At 72.6% G+C, this 17,896-nt stretch carries 12 protein-coding genes; 7 read left to right on the top strand and 5 right to left on the bottom strand.

What is annotated here, in order from left to right:
- Window positions 1-8: 8 nt before the first annotated feature.
- Complete coding sequence (locus tag NQO67_RS36500) at window positions 9-422, bottom strand: ATP-binding protein (protein ID WP_255954749.1); 414 nt, start codon at window positions 420-422, stop codon at window positions 9-11.
- Window positions 423-677: 255 nt separating this feature from the next.
- Between NQO67_RS36500 and NQO67_RS36495 the strand changes: the two genes are divergently transcribed.
- From NQO67_RS36495 to NQO67_RS36485, 3 genes are all read left to right on the top strand, one after another.
- Entirely contained in the window at window positions 678-1,529 is an 852-nt protein-coding gene (locus NQO67_RS36495) for a helix-turn-helix domain-containing protein (protein ID WP_255954747.1), read from the top strand.
- Between the two features lie 9 nt (window positions 1,530-1,538).
- Window positions 1,539-1,730, top strand: coding sequence for a hypothetical protein (locus tag NQO67_RS36490; RefSeq protein WP_255954746.1), 192 nt, complete (start codon window positions 1,539-1,541; stop codon window positions 1,728-1,730).
- A gap of 83 nt (window positions 1,731-1,813) precedes the next feature.
- Window positions 1,814-3,430: a serine/threonine-protein kinase gene (locus NQO67_RS36485; protein WP_255954745.1), complete on the top strand. Its 1,617-nt coding sequence runs from the start codon at window positions 1,814-1,816 to the stop codon at window positions 3,428-3,430.
- A 247-nt stretch (window positions 3,431-3,677) separates the two neighbouring features.
- Here the strand turns inward: NQO67_RS36485 and NQO67_RS36480 are convergent, their stop codons facing one another.
- A complete protein-coding gene (locus NQO67_RS36480; RefSeq protein WP_255954744.1) occupies window positions 3,678-4,910 on the bottom strand; it encodes an MmgE/PrpD family protein in 1,233 nt (410 codons plus the stop codon).
- A 301-nt stretch (window positions 4,911-5,211) separates the two neighbouring features.
- Between NQO67_RS36480 and NQO67_RS36475 the strand changes: the two genes are divergently transcribed.
- Window positions 5,212-6,531, top strand: coding sequence for a hypothetical protein (locus NQO67_RS36475; RefSeq protein WP_255954743.1), 1,320 nt, complete (start codon window positions 5,212-5,214; stop codon window positions 6,529-6,531).
- Window positions 6,532-6,657: 126 nt separating this feature from the next.
- Here the strand turns inward: NQO67_RS36475 and NQO67_RS36470 are convergent, their stop codons facing one another.
- Window positions 6,658-7,776, bottom strand: a complete 1,119-nt coding sequence (locus tag NQO67_RS36470) for a hypothetical protein (protein ID WP_255954742.1) — start codon at window positions 7,774-7,776, stop codon at window positions 6,658-6,660.
- Window positions 7,777-8,096: 320 nt separating this feature from the next.
- Here NQO67_RS36470 and NQO67_RS36465 point away from each other — a divergent pair, with 320 nt between their 5' ends.
- The 3 genes from NQO67_RS36465 (at window position 8,097) to NQO67_RS44425 (ending at window position 14,076) form a co-directional block, all read left to right on the top strand.
- Window positions 8,097-10,586, top strand: coding sequence for a GTPase-associated protein 1-related protein (locus NQO67_RS36465; RefSeq protein WP_255954741.1), 2,490 nt, complete (start codon window positions 8,097-8,099; stop codon window positions 10,584-10,586).
- 428 nt (window positions 10,587-11,014) lie between these two features.
- Window positions 11,015-11,680: a vWA domain-containing protein gene (locus NQO67_RS36460; protein WP_255954781.1), complete on the top strand. Its 666-nt coding sequence runs from the start codon at window positions 11,015-11,017 to the stop codon at window positions 11,678-11,680.
- Complete coding sequence (locus tag NQO67_RS44425) at window positions 11,677-14,076, top strand: protein phosphatase 2C domain-containing protein (RefSeq protein ID WP_308295730.1); 2,400 nt, start codon at window positions 11,677-11,679, stop codon at window positions 14,074-14,076. Before NQO67_RS36460 ends, NQO67_RS44425 begins: the two co-directional genes overlap by 4 nt.
- Window positions 14,077-14,462: 386 nt before the next feature.
- Here the strand turns inward: NQO67_RS44425 and NQO67_RS36445 are convergent, their stop codons facing one another.
- Both NQO67_RS36445 and NQO67_RS36440 read right to left on the bottom strand, forming a co-directional pair.
- Window positions 14,463-15,470: a threonine ammonia-lyase gene (locus NQO67_RS36445; RefSeq protein ID WP_255954740.1), complete on the bottom strand. Its 1,008-nt coding sequence runs from the start codon at window positions 15,468-15,470 to the stop codon at window positions 14,463-14,465.
- A gap of 48 nt (window positions 15,471-15,518) precedes the next feature.
- The gene (locus NQO67_RS36440) at window positions 15,519-17,873 is read right to left on the bottom strand and encodes a fibronectin type III domain-containing protein (protein ID WP_255954739.1); all 2,355 of its coding nucleotides are present in this window, start codon (window positions 17,871-17,873) and stop codon (window positions 15,519-15,521) included.
- Between the last annotated feature and the right edge of the window lie 23 nt (window positions 17,874-17,896).

Genomic DNA, 17,896 nt, shown 5'->3' with positions numbered 1-17,896 from the left:
CTCCCAGGTCAACCACCCTGCTGGAATGAGAGGCCCGCGATCACGGATGTTCCGCACGTGGGGCGGGGCCGGACGGTCCAGGCGGCGGCGAGATGGTCGACGAGGATCAGACCCCGGCCGTTCTCGGAGTCCGCGTCCGGGTGGGCCAGTACGGGCTTTCCGGCGCCGGGGTCGGAGACGGCGAGCCAGTAGTGTCCGTCGGCCGGCCAGAGAACGAGTTCGATGAGGTCCTCGTCCTCGCGGCAGGCCCCGTGCCGGAGGGCATTGGTCACCAGCTCCGAGGTCAACAGGCCCAGGTTGTCGCCGAGGTGGCGCCGGTGAACGTGCGGCAGCGACTCGGTGACGGCGTGCCGGGCCCGCCGCGCGGAGGCGGGGCGGGCGGGGAAGCGCCAGTGTGCGGGGACGGCGGGAATGTCGGGCATGGCGAGCTCCATTGCTGTGGTGGAGGGATCGAGGTCGCCGGTGGCCTACCGCCCTGGCCGCGGGCGCGCCCGCCCAGGGCAGGCGGGCATGCCCGCGTGGCGCGCTTCCGGCGTTGCGGTGTGTAGCGTGCGCGTAACGGAACGCTAGCGGACGGTTAGGCGCCGCGCTACTGTTTCAGTGGCACATTGCCACGATCGGGTTCGGCACGATTCTTGGACGCGGCAGATCCGGCCGGGTCAAGTGGAGGGGACCGCATGTCGATGCGAAGCGCACCCACGGAGCGGCAGCAGCGCCTCGGTGCCGAGATGCGCAAACTCCGCATTGCGGCAGGCATGAGTACGCAGTATGCGGCCAGCCTGCTCGGGTTGGACCGTGCCAAGATCAACAATATGGAGGCGGGTACTCGGGTCATCAGCGCAGCGCGCGTACGCACCCTGGCCAACAACTACGACTGCTCGGACGATGCGTACATCGAGGCGTTGGCGGCGATGGCCGAGGAGTCCGAGCCCGGTTGGTGGGAGCAGTACCGTGGAACTCTGCCCGCGGAACTACTCGACATTGCCGAGTTCGAATGGCATGCCAAGCGTCTCCGTACCGGACAGATCGTTCACCTGCCGGGCATGCTGCACACGGAGGACTATGCACGAGCCGTATTCAGCGTGGGGCTGCCGCCCATGTCTCGTCTTGAGATCGAGTTGCGCGTGAAGTTCAGATTGGAACGGCAGCAGGTTCTGGACCCACCCGTCTCGCTCGACTACATCGCCTACGTTCACGAAGCGGCCATTCGTATCCCGTTCGGTGGAAGCAAAGTCGCTCAGACGCAACTCCGGTACCTCTGCATCATGTCAGAGCGCCCCAACATCACCGTGCGCGTCATTCCCACCAGTTGCGCGGGCTTCCCGGGCTCGGGACATGCGCTCGGCTACGCCGAAGGCGCCGTACCGCAACTCGACACCGTTCAACTGGACTCGACACGCAGGCCCGAGTTCACCTACGCGGAATCCCAGCTCGCAAAGTACCGTTCTTACCTTTCCTGGATGGACGAACACTCGTTGAGTCCCGAGGAATCCCGGGACCTTATCCACGCCATCGCCAGCAACCTCTGAGGAGACCTCATGCCCGACATCACCTGGGAAGTGCCTTTCTGCGCCGACGGAAGCAACTGCTTCCGTCTCGGCACCGACGCCGACGGCAACGCCTACATAGCCGTAGCCGGCCAGGAGGACCACTACCTCACCGACTCCCTCGAAGCCCTGCGCACCCTCGTCACCGAGATCAAGGCCGGCAAAGCCGACCACCTGCTGTAGGAACGCCAGCGCTCGGCACCGCCAGGTCGGTACCGTGTACGGCTGTCGGGTAACGAAGCATCAGTGCAACGGGGGCGCGACGCGTGGCGCAGGCTCGGAGGATCGGTGAGCAGGGTCGTTATGAGCTGATCGAGGAGATCGAGTCCGGCGGCATGGGCACGGTCTGGCGCGGCTACGACGCCATTCTCGACCGGGAGATCGCGGTCAAACTCATCCGGCCCGACGTCGTCGTGTCACCCGCGCAGGCGAAGGAGTTCACCCGCCGCTTCGAGCGCGAGGCGCGCGTCACCGCACGGATCGGTCACCATGGCGTGCCGCAGGTGTTCGATGCGGTGCTGGACGAGGCGTCGTACGACCGGCTGTACCTGGTGATGGAGTACGTGCGCGGGATCTCCCTGCGCAAGGTGCTCGCGGGTGCGGAGGACGGGGCGACGGCGCGGCTCCCGGTGAGCTGGGCCGCGTCGATCGCCGCGCAGATCTGCACGGTTCTGTCGTACGCGCACGCGATCCCGGTCGTGCACCGCGACCTGAAGCCGGACAACGTCCTCATCGCCGCGGACGGCACGGTGAAGGTGCTGGACTTCGGCATCGCCAAGCTGCTGGGCACGGACGTCACCCGGCTCACGGCCACCGGCAACCGGATCGGCACCAGCCGCTACATGCCGCCCGAGCAGATCGAAGGCGCGCAGATCACGCCGCTGAGCGATCTCTATGCGCTCGGCTGCGTGCTGCACGAACTGCTTGCCGGTGAGCCGGTCTTCGGCGGCGACAACGACTACCAGCTCATGCAGCAGCACATGGACGTGCCGCCGACGCCGCTGCGCGCCCTGCGGCCCGAGGTGCCGCAGGACCTGGAGGCACTGACTCTCGACCTGCTGGCCAAGACGCCCGAGCAGCGCCCGGCCGACGCGTACGCCGTGTACGAGCGCCTGTCGCCGCACCTGCCGCCGCCGGGTTCAGCGACGGACGCCGTGGTCCTCTCCCACGGCGGATCCCCTGCGGATGTGCCCGACCCGACCCTGGTCTACCGGCAGCCGAACGCACCCCTGCGGCGGACCACGCCACCCGCGCCCTCGCCCGAGCCCGCGTCATCCGCGCCGATCGCGGTGCGCGCCGACACCGCGCTGCGGGACGCGATCCGGGACGCCTACGCCCGATCCGTGGACCTCGCCGAGAGCGGACGGTTCGCCCAGGCCGCGGACGCCCTCAAGGCGGCGATCGCCAGGGCCGCCGGCACCCTCGGGCCGCACAACCCGCGGGTGCTCGGCCTGCGGCGGCAGCGCGCGGCGGTCCTCATGGCCGGCGAGGACTTCCGGCGTGCCTTACCGGAGTTCGACGTGCTGGCCGCCGTCTACGCCCGTACGGCCGGACCGTCCAGCGGCAGCGCACTGGAGTGCCGCCGGCACGCCGCCCACTGCCGGGCCAACCTGGGCCAGGCCACCGCAGCCCTTCGGGAGTTCCAGGAAGTGCTTCAGGCCGTGTCCGACACGGACGGAGACGGCTCCGAGACCGCTCTCGACCTGCGCCGCAGCATCGGCGTCCTGCTCTTCTCCGAAGGCCGCCGCACCGAGGCCGAGGGCGTCCTCGACGCCCTTCACGAGGACATGTGCGTACTCCTCGGCGAGGACCATGAGGAGACCCGCGAGATCGCCGACCTCCTCGCCCGGCTGCACCGCCCGGAGGGGTCAGGCCCCTACTGACGGTCCCGTCGGTGCCGTCACGCCTCGCCTTTTTCGTCGTGGATGCTCTTCGCCAGATCCCACAGGCTGCGGCCATCCGCGACGATCCAGCGAGCCGTTCCCTGGTTGGCGACCGGCCGCCACCCGCATCACCGCGCGGCCCCGCGCCAAGGCAAACGCTATCCATCCCGGGAACGGCACCGAAGCGCCCGCCCGTGCGCGGCCGAGGAGGGAGCGCGGGGGCGACGTCACGCGGTCGTTCACGTGGTCATGCGCTCTCCCGGCCATCCCCGGGAAAGCTCTTGCGCAGCAGCCCCGCAGCCCGCTCCCACCCGATCCCGGCCACCAGCCCGACCACATCGCCCCCGCAGTCCGCAAGCTTCGCGTCGAACTCCTCGCCGGTGGCCGGCAGCCCGGGCGAGCCGGGCGGCAGCGCGAGCGCGGCGCTGTGCACGGCGCCGTCGTCCGTGGTGATGTCGACGACCGTCTCACCGGTGAGCAGCCCGGAACCGTCCCCGGTCAGCACCGTCTCGACCCGTTCGACCAGCGACAGCGCGAGGGGCCGGCGCACCTGCGCGTCGGTGAAGGAGGCGAAGCCGGGATGCCCGTCGAGCAGCGCGGCGGCGATCGCGTACGGCAGGCTGAACTTGCCCTGGAGGCCGGTCTGCGGACGGTCGTGGATCAGCGGGTGCACGGCGGCCGGGGGCGTGCGCACGACGATCCGGCGGACCCGCTCGGGTGCCACGGCCGCACCGGCGAGCAGGGCGCGCACCGCGCCGATGGGCCGCTGCATCGCGTAGCAGCACGGGAAGATCTTCGTGGCGAGGCCGTCCGGCACGGCGGGCCCCGAGGGGTCCCAGACGCCGGCGCCCAGCGCGGCCGGATCGCCGCCCACCAGCGGCAGCCACGCGTCGAGCGCGGCCGGGTCGGAGCCGGCGCCCGCGGCGGCCAGCCGGGCGGCCCGCACGCCCGCCGCGGCGGCGAAGCCGACCTGGAGCGACTTGGCGTCGGTGCCGAAGGCACGCTGCACCCCACCTGCCGCGGGTAGCGCGAGCGCGACGGCCCGTGCCAGTCCCGCCGCGTCCAGACCGAGGCAGAGCCCGGCGCCCACCGCGGCGGCCGGTGCGCCCGAGGTGCAGGTGGCGTGCCAGCCCTGGGTGTAGTGCCGCCAGCCCAGCGCCGTGCCGAGGCGGGCCATCACGCCCGCTGCGGCCAGGTATTCCCGGGCGCCGCCGCCGCTGGCGAGTACCGCGGGCACGCAGACGACGCTGATGTGGGCGGTCGACGGCAGGTGCAGGTCGTCGAAGTCCAGGACGTGGCCGACCGCGGCCCAGCGCGCCGCCTCAGGCAGTTCGGCCCCGAGCCGGGCCATGGGGTGGTCACGGGCGGCGAGTGCGACGGCCACGGTGTCCTGAAGGGCCCGGTCGGCAAGCGCGAGGTCGTCCGGTGACGGGTCGAGGGCCACGGCCCACGCGGCCAGTTCCTCGGCGAGAGGCGACATGTGTGCTCCTGGGACGGGGACGGGGACGGGGGCGGAGACGGGGGGCGGAGACAGGAACAGGGGACAGGGGACAGGGACGAAGGCAAGGTCGGACGCGGGACGGCGGCGGGACGGCGGCAGGACGGCGGCAGGATCGGATGTCACTTGGCACCCTGCCACGCGCCCCTCCCACCCCGCACCGGTGCCTGCCGCCCCGCACGGCGCAACCGGCGCCTTCCGGACACCGTCCAGAACCGTGGCCGCGCCGCGAAGGGCGGCGAAGACGCTGCCACCCCGGCATGCTCTGCGTACTCTCATGTCCATGACACAAATCGGGATGCGCGTCCGCACCCTCGTCGCGGCGGGTCTGCTGATCGTCGGTGCAGCGGTCGCAGGCGGCGGGACGGCGCAGGCGGCGACACCGTTCGCGGCCATCGACACGGCGACCGTCAACCAGTTCACCTTGGACCCCGGCACCTCCTTCACCGGCTACGGCGCCGCGATCGACGCGGTCGAGGCGGGCGGTGCGGTGCACGTGATGGACGCCAACCAGGTGCTGGCGTCGGGCGGCCGCACCGGGTCGACGGGGCTGTGCCACGGGACCGGGCTCTCGTCGAGCCTGTCCCCGACCGGCTTCTGCTGGGACAAGGCCGACGACACCTCCAACTCCTACACACCGGACGGCGGCTGGACGCCCCAGGGCATCACCGGTTCCTACGACGCACAGCCCAACGGGAAGTGGGACAACCAGACCACCTCGCACACCGCCTACCTGGCCTCCTGGCACTTCGACCAGGACCTGGGCGGCAGCAACCCGCAGAGCAACGCGTTCGCCCGGCTGACGCTGGTCAACGCGGACAACGGCGCGATCACCTACAACCACATGCTGCTGGTCGAGCCCACCGGCGACCAGAGTGCCGGCGGCAACTTCCGGGCCGCCGCCGGCACGCACGCCGACGGCGTCGTCTGGTACGGCAACCGGGTCTTCGTCGCGAACGGGCGCTGGCTCCAGGTCTACGACCTGCGCCACATCTGGAAGGTGACGTCGAACCAGGAGATGGTGGGCATCTCGGGCGGTGTCTCGTCGGCCCGCTGGAGCAACTACGCCCTGCCGATGATCGGCCGCTACCGCACCACCGCGTCCGACGGCACCGCCTGCACCCCGGTGACCGGGACGGCGCCCTGCCTCAACTCGCTGAGCCTGGACAGGTCGGGCCAGGACGGTCTGGTCTCCGCCGAGTACTACGCCTCGAACGCGGCCGGTGGACGCGTGATCCGCTGGCCGCTGGACGCCGCCACGACGCTCCCCTCGACGTCCGACACCTCCGGCGTCGGCACCAGCCACGCCACCGTCGGCTACACCTCGCCCATCTGGCACATGCAGGGCGCCGCCACCGACGGAACCTACTGGTACCTCGCCGGGGACTGCCCCTCCGGCGTGGGCGGCGGCTCCGGCGACTCGATCGACTACTCCTGCATCCACCGGGCCGAGCCGAACCAGGCCCCGCACGTCTACACGACGTCCCCGGTCCTGACCGAGAACCTCGGCTACGCACCGTCCGCACACCGCCTGTGGGGCATCAACGAACGCATCAACAGCACGACGGGCATTCGGGTGGTCTTCTCCATCACCGCCACCTGACGCCCGGACCGGGCGGCGGCAGCGGTCCCCCGTGCTCCGGAGGTCCGCTGCCGGCAGCCGTGCTCCGGAGGCCCGTCGGGTCGGCCTCCGGAGCACGGGGAACACGTGGACACGCGTGGGCAAGGGTCAGAGGTTGCCGTACCCGCTGTTGCCGAGCCCGGTGTCCGTCTGGTGCGCCCACAGTTGCCCGGTCTTGCCGAGTGACTTGACGTCGCCGATCACCAGGGTGTCCACCTGGTCGCGAGGCTGTGCCCCGGCACCCGAGACGAGGGAGTCGTAGGCGTCGGCCGCGCTGCTGGCGGAGATGCCGGACGTGCTGCTCGACCAGGGGGAGCCCAGCTCCGTGCCACCGGCGCGTACCGCCAGCGAGCTGCCGTTCAGCTGGCCGTCGAGCGAGCTGTCCAGCAGGTTGCCGCTGTTGTAGATGGATTGGTTGCCCATCTGGTAGTAGGCGTTCGACGCCGAGGTGGTCCGCGGTCCTGCGATGAAGTAATTGCCGATCACGTCGTGCAGGAAGTGGCCGCTGGAGTTACCCGCCGTGTAGCCGGCCTGGTAGTTGTACACCACGTTGTTGATGAACTGGGTGTTGGCCTTTGCCAGCGGATTGCGGTTGTGGTCGTTGGCCCACACGTTGCGGTACCAGGTGAACGAGTCGCCCTCGGTGTGGGCGCCGAACTGCTGCCCGATCGGGTCGGCGATGATCGAGTCCTGCACCGTGATGTTCTTGGCGCCGACGGCGTCGATGTTGTTCCACTGCCCGAACTCGATCGAGACATGATCGAAGATCATGTTGCTGGCGTTGTACAGGTTCACCGCGCTCTTCTTCTCGTCCGGGTCCAGGTCGCCCTCGCGGAACCGGAAGTTGCGCACGATGTCGTTGCCGGAGCCGGCGAACGACACCTCGCCGGCCATGATCCCGACGCCGTTGCCGGGTGCCGTGGTGCCGTCGATGGTGAGATCGCTTGCCACGCTCACCGGACTCGACACCCGGATGTACCCGCTCACGTCGAACACGATCGTCCGGTGCCCGCTGCTCACGGCGTCCCTGAACGACCCCGAACCGGAGTCGTTCAGGTTGGTCACGTGGTACTCGGAGCCGCCCTGGCCTCCGGTGGCGCCGCTGCCGAACCCGACCGCGCCGGGAAACGCGACGGTCGGACCGGCGGCGTCAGCCGCCGCCCCCGACGTCAACGCCGCCGTCACCAGGGCGGCCAGTGCCACCAGCCCGATGCCTCGTCCTGCCATGCTGTGCCTCCAGTCTGGAACACCGCCCCGGTAAGCGCTTTCTACGCTACCGGGAAACGACCAGCCCGGCAGGCGAACTTCAGTAATCGGTGGGGCGGTTGGGGTGGTCGGGGTGGTCGACCGTGGCACAGGTGTGGGCGGGCGCCGGGAAGGGTCGGCGGGGCCGAGAAGCACCGCTCGGCAGCGGAATGCCCCCGCTCGGCAGCGGAATGCGCCCGCTCGGCAGCGGAATGCGCCCGCTCGGCAGCGGAATGCGCCCGCTCGGCGCCGGAATGCAGGGAATCGGGCCCCCTCCCGGCAGGCGGCGGTCAGAATGGGGCATGGTCATCCGCCGCCTCAGTTACCGCCTCGCCCCGGAATCGGCCACCGGAGACCTCCGGTTGCAGCCCGACCCGGGCACCGGGTCCGAGTCCGACCCCGGAGACCTGCCGTTCGACTGGATGGAACGGGCCATCACGCTCACCCACCGCGGCATGGTGCACGACGGTGCGCCGGAGCGCCGTCGCGGACGGTGGGCCCGGCGTGGCGCGCGGGAGCGTACCGCCGCGCTGAGCTGTAGCCGGCTGCCCGGCGGCGGCACCCTGCTCTGTGCGGCGCGTACCCAGGACACCTCACCCGAGGTGGGCATCGAAGCGGTCTACCTGTCCGCCGGCGCGGCGGAGCGCCAGCACTTCTGGCCGATCGACACCTGGTGCTCACCCGCGTGGGAGCACTTCGAGGCCAACCGGGCCAAGCGGGCCGAACGGGCCGACCGGGCCGACGAGGACGCCGCAGACGCAGCCGCCGACCTGCCCGGGCCCGGTGGGCGCTTCACCCACGAGCTCCTGGCGGAGTTCGCACGCGAGCACGCGCCCCGCGTCGCCCCCTTCCTCGCCGACGTGCGCCGGCTGTTCGCGAACCCGGCCGGGCGCCAGATCGTCCTGATCGAGGACGAACCCGAGACGGTGGCCCACTGGATCGCCCTGGCCTGCGCCGCGCTGCCCGAGGAGCACGGCCGCGCCCTCACCTTCACCACCCGGACCATGGATCCGCACCGCGCGCCGCAGCAGATCCTGGGGATCGGCCCCGACACCCCCTTCGACCGCGGCCCCGACCAGGCCCACCGGTACCGCGTGCACGACGGCACCGGCGGCCCCGACAGCCCCCCGCTGCCCGACCCGTGGGCGGACGTCGTGGCCCGGCTCTGGGTCGCGGGCCGCAGACCGGCCTACCCGCCGTCCGCGGCGGCCGCCCCGGGCGTCGACGCGTTCGCGCCGGACCGGCTGGCACCGCAGCTCCTGGAGGTCGCGTCCGCGGGCGCGCTGGCCGACCTGAGCGGGGAGGCGCTGCGCGGCACGGTCGCGGTGCTGGCGGACGCCGCACGCCAGGTGGAACTGGACAGCGAGCGGTTCGACGAGCTGGTCACGACCTGTCAGGAGATGGCCGAGCCGGGCCAGCCCGGCGTGATCGAGCCGCTGGCCCTCGCGCTGGCCCGGGTCTGGCTGACCGCGGCCCAGCGGCACGGCCCGGACGTCCGCCGCCCCGACCTGCTCGACGAGCTGCCGCTGACCGGCGAGGCGAGACGGGTGCTCAGGGGCGAGGTCGCGGTCTCGGCCGAGGCGGAGCTGCGGCGCCGGTTGCCGGGCCCGTTCGCCGCCTGGGCCGGCCCGCTGCACCTCGTCCTGACCCTCGGCGGCGGCACGGGGCACGCCGTGGCGGACGCGGTGGCCAGGCTGTCCTGGGCGCTGCTGCACCCGGGGGAGCGGGACTGCGCCGACGCCGCCGCGCTCCTGGAGCGACTCGCTCACCCCGGACTGACCCGCCGGGTCCTGGAGCGGCTGGCCGCCGACGGCTCGGGTCGGAACGTGCACGCCCTACGGCGCTTCGCCGCCTCGCCCGAAGGCCGGCGGCTCACCGCCGACCTCGACTTCGACACCGCACCGCTCACCGTCCGGCTCGCGCTGGCCGCGGCACGCTGGGCCGCGGACCCGGAGGGCCCGCGCGGCGCGGGGCTGTTCGTCCGGCTGGTCGAGGCGTTCCCGGACGGCCCGCTCGCCGATCCGCGGACCCTGGAGACGGTGTGCGCGCTGGTGTGGCAGGACGGCCGCCCCGCCCGCGCCGACCTCCCCGAGGTCATCCGGGTCTGCCCGCCCCGCCGGTTCGTCGCCGCGGGATTGGGGCGGCTCGTCGCCGACCTACTCGCCGACCCGATGGTGCGGGTCGACCTCGAACTGCTGGACTACGCACGCGAGATGCTGCGCTACCAGGCCTGGCTGACCCCCCAGCAGCGGAACACCGCCGAACTGCTGGTGCTCGTCCGGGACCTGGAGCAGGGCCGGGTCCCCGTGGTCGCGACCCTGGAGCGGATCAACAACCTGGTGTGGATGATGACGGACGCCCGCCACATGCGCTGCGAGGGCCCCTTGTGGGAGGGCGTGGTGGCGCTGCTCGCCATCGGCCTGGCGCGTACCCCGCCGACCGACCTGAGCACCCGACCGGTACCCGCGTTCCTCGCCGCCTTCCACTCCGACGTGGCCCGCAGCTACGGCTCCGCGGTGTTGCAGGAGTACCCCGCCGGTCCCGGCACGGACCTGCTGGCCACTCGGCCGGAGTCGGTCGCCGCGCTGTTCTGCGTATGGCACTACGACAGTGCGGACGCCAAGGACGAGTGGCGCCGGACCTCCCGGCGGCTGCTGACGGAGGTGCTCGGCCGTGCCGTGCTGCGGATGGACCACCGGGGACTGGCGGAGGTGGCCCGTCACCTGCGCCGCCGCGGAGACCACCCCCCGGGGACCTGGGAACACTGGCTACGGTCCCTGGGCCCGCAGTGACCGCCCATGACCGCCCATGACCGCCCACGATCGTCCACGATCGTCCATGACCGCCCATCACCGTCCAATGACCGACGAGCCCGCACCGGCCGCCCCCGGTGATCCCACCCACCCGGGACCCCTCCCGGAGTTCATGAGGACGATGCAGTGTGACCGGAAAGGGCCACGGAAAGGCACGCGGATTTCGCCGGCCGGCGGAGTGTACGGACGTACTGCCAATTAAGCTAGGAACCAGGCGAGTTGACCCGTTTACCCACACTGGTTGTCGGCAATCGGGAACTGCCCGGTACCGCATTGCGGTGTACCACAGTGACCATGGGTGAGTCCCGGCACGGATCAGCCCGCCAATCGATCGGCCCGGTATCGGGGGAAGGACCGGCGTGACGGACAAGACCACACCATTCGACATCCCTGGCGGCGAGGGGGCCATGGCCAGCCGCCCCGTGCACTTCATCTGGATGCTCGACTGCTCGGGCTCCATGGGAGTGAACGGCAAGATCGGTGAGCTGAACTTCGCGATCCGGGAGGCCATCCCCGAGATGCAGGAGGCCGCGGAGTCCAACCCCGCGGCCTCGCTGCTGGTCCGGGCCATCTCCTTCGCCACCGGAGCCAGCTGGCACATCAAGAAGGAGACCCGCGTCCAGGAGTTCACCTGGGAGGACGTGCACACCTACGGGGTCACGGACATGGGCGCCGCCTTCCGGCTGGCGGCGGACGCCCTCCAGACCCCGCCGATGCCGCAGCGCGCCCTGCCGCCGGTGCTGGCCCTGGTCTCCGACGGGCAGCCCACCGACGACTGGCGTGCCGGGCTGCGCGCGATCGACAGCACCCCCTGGGGCAAGCGTGCGGTCCGGGTGGCGGTGGCCATCGGGGAGGACGCGGACAAGAGCATGCTGAAGGAGTTCCTCGCCAACCCGGAGCTGGATCCGCTCCAGGCGCGCAACCCCAAGCAGCTGGCGAAGGCGATCCGCTGGATGTCGACGGCCGTGGTGAAGAACGCGTCCACCCCGAAGGGCGGCGGCGACAAGGGCATGAACCCGCCCGTGGACCTGGTCAAGGACACCCCCGACGACGGCGGCGACCTCGTCTGGTGAGCGACCGGGGGAGGACGACCGCCGGCTGGGAGCTGCTCAGCGGGGCGGTCAAGGGGGTGGCGAAGAAGCACAGCCAGGACAGCTCGGTGGCCCGGCTGCTCCCGCTGGACGGCGGACCCGCCGTCGTCCTCGCGGTCGCCGACGGCCACGGGTCGGCTCCGCATTTCCGCAGCGACCTCGGCGCCAGCTGGGCCGTCGAGGAGTTCACCGTGTGCGCCGAGGCGTTCGGGCGCGAGGTGCTGCGGCACGGCGGGGACGCGGCGCGCTGGCCCGGACTCCTCGCGCTGGCCCGCCGGCTGCCCCACTGGGTGGTGCACCGCTGGCGCGCCCGGGTCCTGCTGCACGACGCCAACTCTCCGGCGCACGGCAACCCGTACGGCAGCCCGTTCCCCACCGCACCGCCCGCGCCGGGCCCACCCGCCCTCCCGGCCGGCCCGTCCGTCTTGAGCATGCCGCCCGCCGCCGACTCCGTGGTCGACCTGACGGCGTACGGAAGCACCCTCGTCGGCGCGGTCGTCACCGAGCACCTGCTGGTGTGCTGGCAGCTCGGCGACGGGGACGTGGTGCTCGTCGACGACAGCGGCGCACCGCACACGCCCTTCTTCACCGGACCGGAGTTCGGAGACGAGACGGACTCCCTCTGCGAGGAGGACGCCTGGCGCAAGGCCCGGTTGTTCTGGCGGCCGCTCCCGGGCGGTGCGCCGCCGGCGGTGCTGCTCTCCACCGACGGACTGTCCAAGAGCTTCGCCGACCACCACAAGTTCCTGGACTTCGCAACCGGAGTCCGAACCAGGGTCGTCGAGCAGGGCATCGGCACCGTTCAGGAACAACTGGCGGACTGGCTGAAGCGCGCGGCCGGCTACTCCGGTGACGACACCACCCTGGTCGGGGTCTTCCCGGCCGGGCGACCGGGGGCCGGACTCCGCACGGACGACAAGGACGCGACGGGTTCCACGGACCCCGTCTGCATCGATCAGACGGGTCGGCCGGGCCGGATGGCAACGTCGGCCCGGACAGCCCAGACAGAGGGGAACAGCACGGTGAACGGCATGCTCGCAGCCGGCCAGAAGCTGGTGACCGAGTCCGGCGACAGCATCAAGGTCGCGGAGCTGTTCGGCTCGGGCGGCCAGGGTGAGGTCTACCGGGTCAGCACGCCGCACGGCGACCGCGCCCTGAAGTGGTACTTCCCGCAGCTCGCCACGGCACGGCAGCACGAGATCCTGCAAGGGCTCATCGAACGCGGCTGGGCGGACGACCGCTTCCTGTGGCCGCAGACCACCGTGGTGGACCCGTCGGGCCACCATCCCGGCTTCGGCTACCTGATGGACGTGCGTCCCGCACGCTTCCACGACCTGCCGGCACTGTTCCGGAGGGACCCGGCGGTGGCCGGCGTGACCGTCCGCTCGCTGCTCACGGCCGCCCTGCACACCGTCGAGGCCTACCGCACCCTGCACTCACGCGGCATCGCCTACCGCGACATCAACTGGGGCAACGTCTTCTTCGACCCGGCCACCGGCTCCGTGCTGATCTGCGACAACGACAACGCGGTGGTGGAGGGGGAGGACGCGGGGGTCGCCGGCACCCTGGACTTCATGGCGCCCGAGCTGGTACGCGGTGACGCGGGCGTGCGGCCCGGCATCCAGAGCGACCTGCACTCGCTGGCCGTGCTGCTGTTCATGCTGCTGATGACCGGCCACCCGCTGGACGGTGCCGCCGAGTACCGCATCCACTGCAAGGGCCCGGAGGCCAAGGCGCAGCTGTACGGCACCGACCCGGTGTTCGTCTACGACCCGAACGACACCCGCAACCGCCCCGACCCGGACGACCACCGGGTGGTGATCGCCTCCTGGAAGGTGCTGCCGCAGATCCTCAAGGACCTCTTCGTGAAGACCTTCACCGAGGGCCTGGCGAACCCCTCGCGCCGGGTGCGCGAGACCCAGTGGCGCAATGCGCTGGGCCGGGTGCTGGACGCGATCGTGGTCTGCCAGTCCTGCGGCCGGCAGAACCTCACCCAGCCGGACGGCGCACTGCCGCAGTGCTGGCACCCCAAGTGCGGCACCCAGCTGCGGCAGCCGCCGTCCCTGGAGATCGTGACGGGCACGGGCGCGCTGCGCAGCCACCGCACCGTCCGGCTCGCCCCCGGCACCCGCCTGTACGCCCACCACCTGATCGACGACCCGGAACGCCACGACTTCTCGGCGGTCGTCGCCGAGGTGACCGCCCACCCCACCAGGCCGGGCCGCTACGGCCTCACCAACCGCACCGACGGTGACACCTGGACGGTCCGGCAGAACGACGGGACCGTCCAGAACGTGCCGCCCGGTCGCACGGCGGGCCTGCGGGCCGGCCTGCTACTGGAGTTCGGCGGCGGCGCGGAGGGCAACGTGCGGGGGTGAATGCGGCTCCGCCGCGGGTGCGCCCGGTAAGGGGCGCGGGGCTGTGTTGATTTGCGGCTCCGCCGCGTGGGCGCGACCACCGGCCGGTGGGGGTTGTTCGCGCAGTTCCCCGCGCCCCCTAGCAGGCGCCTGTGGCGCCGTTCGGGGGCTCCGGCCCACCTAATAGGGGCGCGGGGAACTGCGCGATCAGCCACGACGAGACCGTCGGGTCGTCACCGTCCCGGAGGGGCTGTTTCGGTCGGGGCCGGGCCACCGGCTGGTGGGGGTTGTTCGCGCAGTTCCCCGCGCCCCTTAAGTGGGCGCCTGTGGCGCCGTTCGGGGGCCCGGGCCCACCTAATAGGGGCGCGGGGAACTGCGCGATCAGCCACGACGAGACCGTCGGGTCGTCACCGTCCCGGAGGGGCTGTTTCGGTCGGGGCCGGGCCACCGGCCGGTGGCGCGTCCGCGAGCGCGGCGATTTCCGCCGCAGACGCGTTACCGCCCGAGCACATCACGGCAATGCGCTGGCCCGCGAACTCCTCCGCGTGGGCCAGCACGGCGGCGAGCGCCGCCGCCCCGGCGCCTTCGGCGAGGGTGTGTGCATGGCTGGCGAGCAGCCGCTGGGCCGTGGCGATCTCGGCGTCGGAGACCAGGTGGAAGTCGGCCAGTCCGGTACGCAGGACGCCTTGCGGCAGGGCGAATCCCCGTCCGGTGGCCAGGCCCTCCACGACCGTGCGGTTGGGGCGCTGCACGCAGGTGCCGGCCCGCCAGGAGTCATGCGCGGCCGGCGCCTCGGCCGACTGCACCCCGATCACCCGGCAGTTCGGGGCGAGCTCTGCCGCGACCAGGCAGGCGGCGGCGGCTCCGGTGCCGCTGCCGATGGGTACCACCACCGCGTCGAGGTCGGGTCGGGCCTCGAAGACCTCCAGGTACGCCGTGCCGACACCGGCCAGCAGCGCCGGCGTGTCACCCGGGCTCACCAGGAGCCGGTCCTCGTCCGCCGCCAGCTTCTCGGCCCGCTCCTGCGAACCGCCCAGGTCGTCCCCGTGCAGCACCACCGTGGCCCCGAGCGACCGTGCCGCCCGTACCTTCGTCGCGCTGACGGCCGTCGGCATCACCACCGTGCACGGCACGCCCCACGCGGTGCAGGCGTACGCCATCGACTGCGCGTGGTTGCCGGTCGAGTAGGTGACCAGGCCGCGGGCGCGCTGCTCCGGTGGCATCCCGGACAGCAGGGTGAGCCCACCGCGCACCTTGAACGCACCCACCGGTTGCACGTTCTCGTGCTTCACGTGGACGGTCGCGCCGATTACCGCGTCGAGCGCGGGATACGACCACATCGGGGTGGCGGGCAGGCGGCCGGCCAGGAGTTCCCGTGCGGCCACGATGTCGTCGAACGTCGGAGTCTGCTCCATGGCACCAACGTTCGGGCAACCGCCCCGTCGGCGCAACGCAAAATCGGCTCACGGGGACGGCTGCCGCAGCGTTCGCCACCAGCTACGCCACCGCGCCCACGCCCACGTCCACGGCAGGGCGTTGGAGTGCTGCGCCAACCCCCCTGAAGCGCCCCACGGGTCCGGCGCGGGGAGCGCGGGGAGCGTCGTCCGGGCGGGTGCGGCGGCCACCACCACCGCGTCGGGGCGGGGCAGCGGGGCGACGGTGACCTGGCACGCCTCCCGGGTCACCGGGATCGTGGCCACCCCGGCGGCGAGGTGACGGCTGCGCGCCAGGCGCTGCTCCCGGTGGCCCGCGTCGGCCTGGTCCCACGCCAGCAGCACCAGCACGGCCGGCTCCGGCCAGCGGAACCGTATCTCGGCTCGGTCCGCGCCCACCCGGACGGCCGTCAGTTCCTCGACGGCACCCGGGTGTTCGACGACCACGCTCGACCCGGCGACCGCCCGGTCCCCGAGCACGCTGACGGCGGTCACCCGGGTCCTGCCCCGCAGCGGCGGCACCAGGGTGACGGGGAGCGGGTCGGTGGGCGCCGATGCCCCCGGCGCGCTGTGTGAGGCCGTGCCGTTCGGGACGGTGTCGTTCGGGACGGTCCCGTTCGGGATCGCGTGGTCCGTGTCCGCGTCCGCGTCCGTGTCCGTGGTCGTGGTCGTGGTCGTGGTCGTGTCGTTCGGGGTCGTGCCGTCCGAGGCCGTTCCGTTCGGCGCCGCGTGGTCCACGTCCCGGTCGGCGCCGGCCGTCGCCACGGTGACGCCGGCCGGTGCCGTGGCGGCCGGGGCGGCGGTGAGTTGGGAGAGCCGGTCCGACACGTCGGTGCCGGGGGTCACCGGGGTGGGCCAGGACACCACCCGGGCATGGCCGCGCTCCGGTTCGCCCCAGCTGACGCTCAGGGGGACGCCGGGGCCGGCGCCGTGCACGGTGAGCGAGTCGACGGGGGAGGGCCAGACCACGGCCGTGCCGGTCACGTGCTCACCGGTGGACCACACCAGCCGGTCGTCCCGGCCGCGGTAGCCGCAGGTGATGCGGTAGTCGTACGTGCCCGGGGGCAGCGGCCGGTCGACGAGTCCGGTCGGGCCGCACTCGACGGACACCCCGGCGGCGACCCGGTCCCGGCGGGTGCGCACCGCCCGGATCTCGACAGCGGCCGGGTTCGCCCGCCAGCGCAGCCGCAGCCCGTCCGGCACCGGCTCCGCACCCGCCTGCGTCACGTCCGGGGCGATCAGCAGCGGGGTCGCCGTGGTACGCGGCACCCCGGCGCCGCGGCACCGGTACAGCGGGATGACGGCGTACCGCAGCGGCTCGCCCAGGGGAACGTCCGTGTCCTGCGCGGTGGTCGCGGTGTCGGGACCGCGTACCTCGACGGCCCGTTCCGGCATGCCGTCGGGGAAACGCACCACCCGGTACGTCACGTCGGCGGTGTGACGGTGCGCCGGGGACCAGGCGAGGCGGATGGTGCGGGTACCGGGGTCGGCGCGCACGATCGCCTCGGGCGGGGTCTTCGGGTCGTCTGCGACGGCGGTGGCGGCGCCGAGCAGTCCGGCCAGCGCGTCGGCGCTGTCGGTGGCCAGCCGCAGGATGCGGAACCACGCGGCGGTCCGGGCGTGCGGCTCGCCCGTCCGGTCAAGCCGTCCGGCCTGCGCGATCAGGTGCTCCACGCGGGCGCACCGGGCCTGTACGGCGGTGAGGAGGGCGGCCAGGACGTGGTCGTCGGCCGGGTCGAGGTCCCGGGCCACCTCCAGGACGCCGTACGGCCGGTCGCCCGGCCAGATCTCGCTGATCGTCTCGGCGGCCCGGCGGCGTGCCGAGTCGCGCGAGGGGAAACCGGCCGCGACGGCGGCCGCGAGCGCCTCGGCCTCGTTGCCGTGCACGCCGAGGGCGGTGGCCGCAGCGGCGGTGGGCCCGTCGCCGCCGTCCGTGAGGAGACGGCCGAGCTGCCACAGCACGATCCGCCGCAGCCCCATCGGATCCCCGTGCAGCACCCTCTCCAGGACGCCCACCGCGTCCGAAGCGGCCGTGGCGCGCGAGGCGTCGCCGTCGGTCTTCCAACGCGCCCGGCAGCCGCGTACGTAGGCCAGGTCCACCCGGCGCCACAGGTTGCCCCGGCCGGGGATCCAGAGCCCGTCCAGGATCCGGAAGCCGTCGTCGGAGGTGGACTGGGGGAAGGCGGCGGTGTGGGCGGCGGCCGGTCTCGGTTCGGCCGGGGCGGCGCGCAGCAGGTCGACGGCGTGCCGGAAACCCAGCCGCAGGATGGCGTCGTGCAGTTCGATGAAGCCCCGCACGCCGGGGAAACGCGGCAGGCCGGGCAGCGGCGGCCGGAGGCCGGGATCCGTCCCCCGCAGCCCTGGTCGCCACTGCGTCACCGTCACGTTCGTCGGTCCTCTCGGTCGGT

The organism is Streptomyces odontomachi, from assembly GCF_024435355.1.
GTDB classification, from domain to species: domain Bacteria; phylum Actinomycetota; class Actinomycetes; order Streptomycetales; family Streptomycetaceae; genus Streptomyces; species Streptomyces odontomachi.
Note: the sequence above shows the minus strand (reverse complement) of the source record. Positions and strands in the feature narration are given on the sequence as shown.

Bases quoted from the DNA above. Each gene is read 5' to 3' on its own strand.
- NQO67_RS36495 (WP_255954747.1), top strand. From the start codon at position 678: ATGTCGATGCGAAGCGCACCCACGGAGCGGCAGCAGCGCCTCGGTGCC.
- NQO67_RS36465 (WP_255954741.1), top strand. From the start codon at position 8,097: ATGGTCATCCGCCGCCTCAGTTACCGCCTCGCCCCGGAATCGGCCACC.
- NQO67_RS36490 (WP_255954746.1), top strand. From the start codon at position 1,539: ATGCCCGACATCACCTGGGAAGTGCCTTTCTGCGCCGACGGAAGCAAC.
- NQO67_RS36470 (WP_255954742.1), bottom strand. From the start codon at position 7,776: ATGGCAGGACGAGGCATCGGGCTGGTGGCACTGGCCGCCCTGGTGACG.
- NQO67_RS36480 (WP_255954744.1), bottom strand. From the start codon at position 4,910: ATGTCGCCTCTCGCCGAGGAACTGGCCGCGTGGGCCGTGGCCCTCGAC.
- NQO67_RS36460 (WP_255954781.1), top strand. From the start codon at position 11,015: ATGGCCAGCCGCCCCGTGCACTTCATCTGGATGCTCGACTGCTCGGGC.
- NQO67_RS36475 (WP_255954743.1), top strand. From the start codon at position 5,212: ATGACACAAATCGGGATGCGCGTCCGCACCCTCGTCGCGGCGGGTCTG.
- NQO67_RS36500 (WP_255954749.1), bottom strand. From the start codon at position 422: ATGCCCGACATTCCCGCCGTCCCCGCACACTGGCGCTTCCCCGCCCGC.
- NQO67_RS36445 (WP_255954740.1), bottom strand. From the start codon at position 15,470: ATGGAGCAGACTCCGACGTTCGACGACATCGTGGCCGCACGGGAACTC.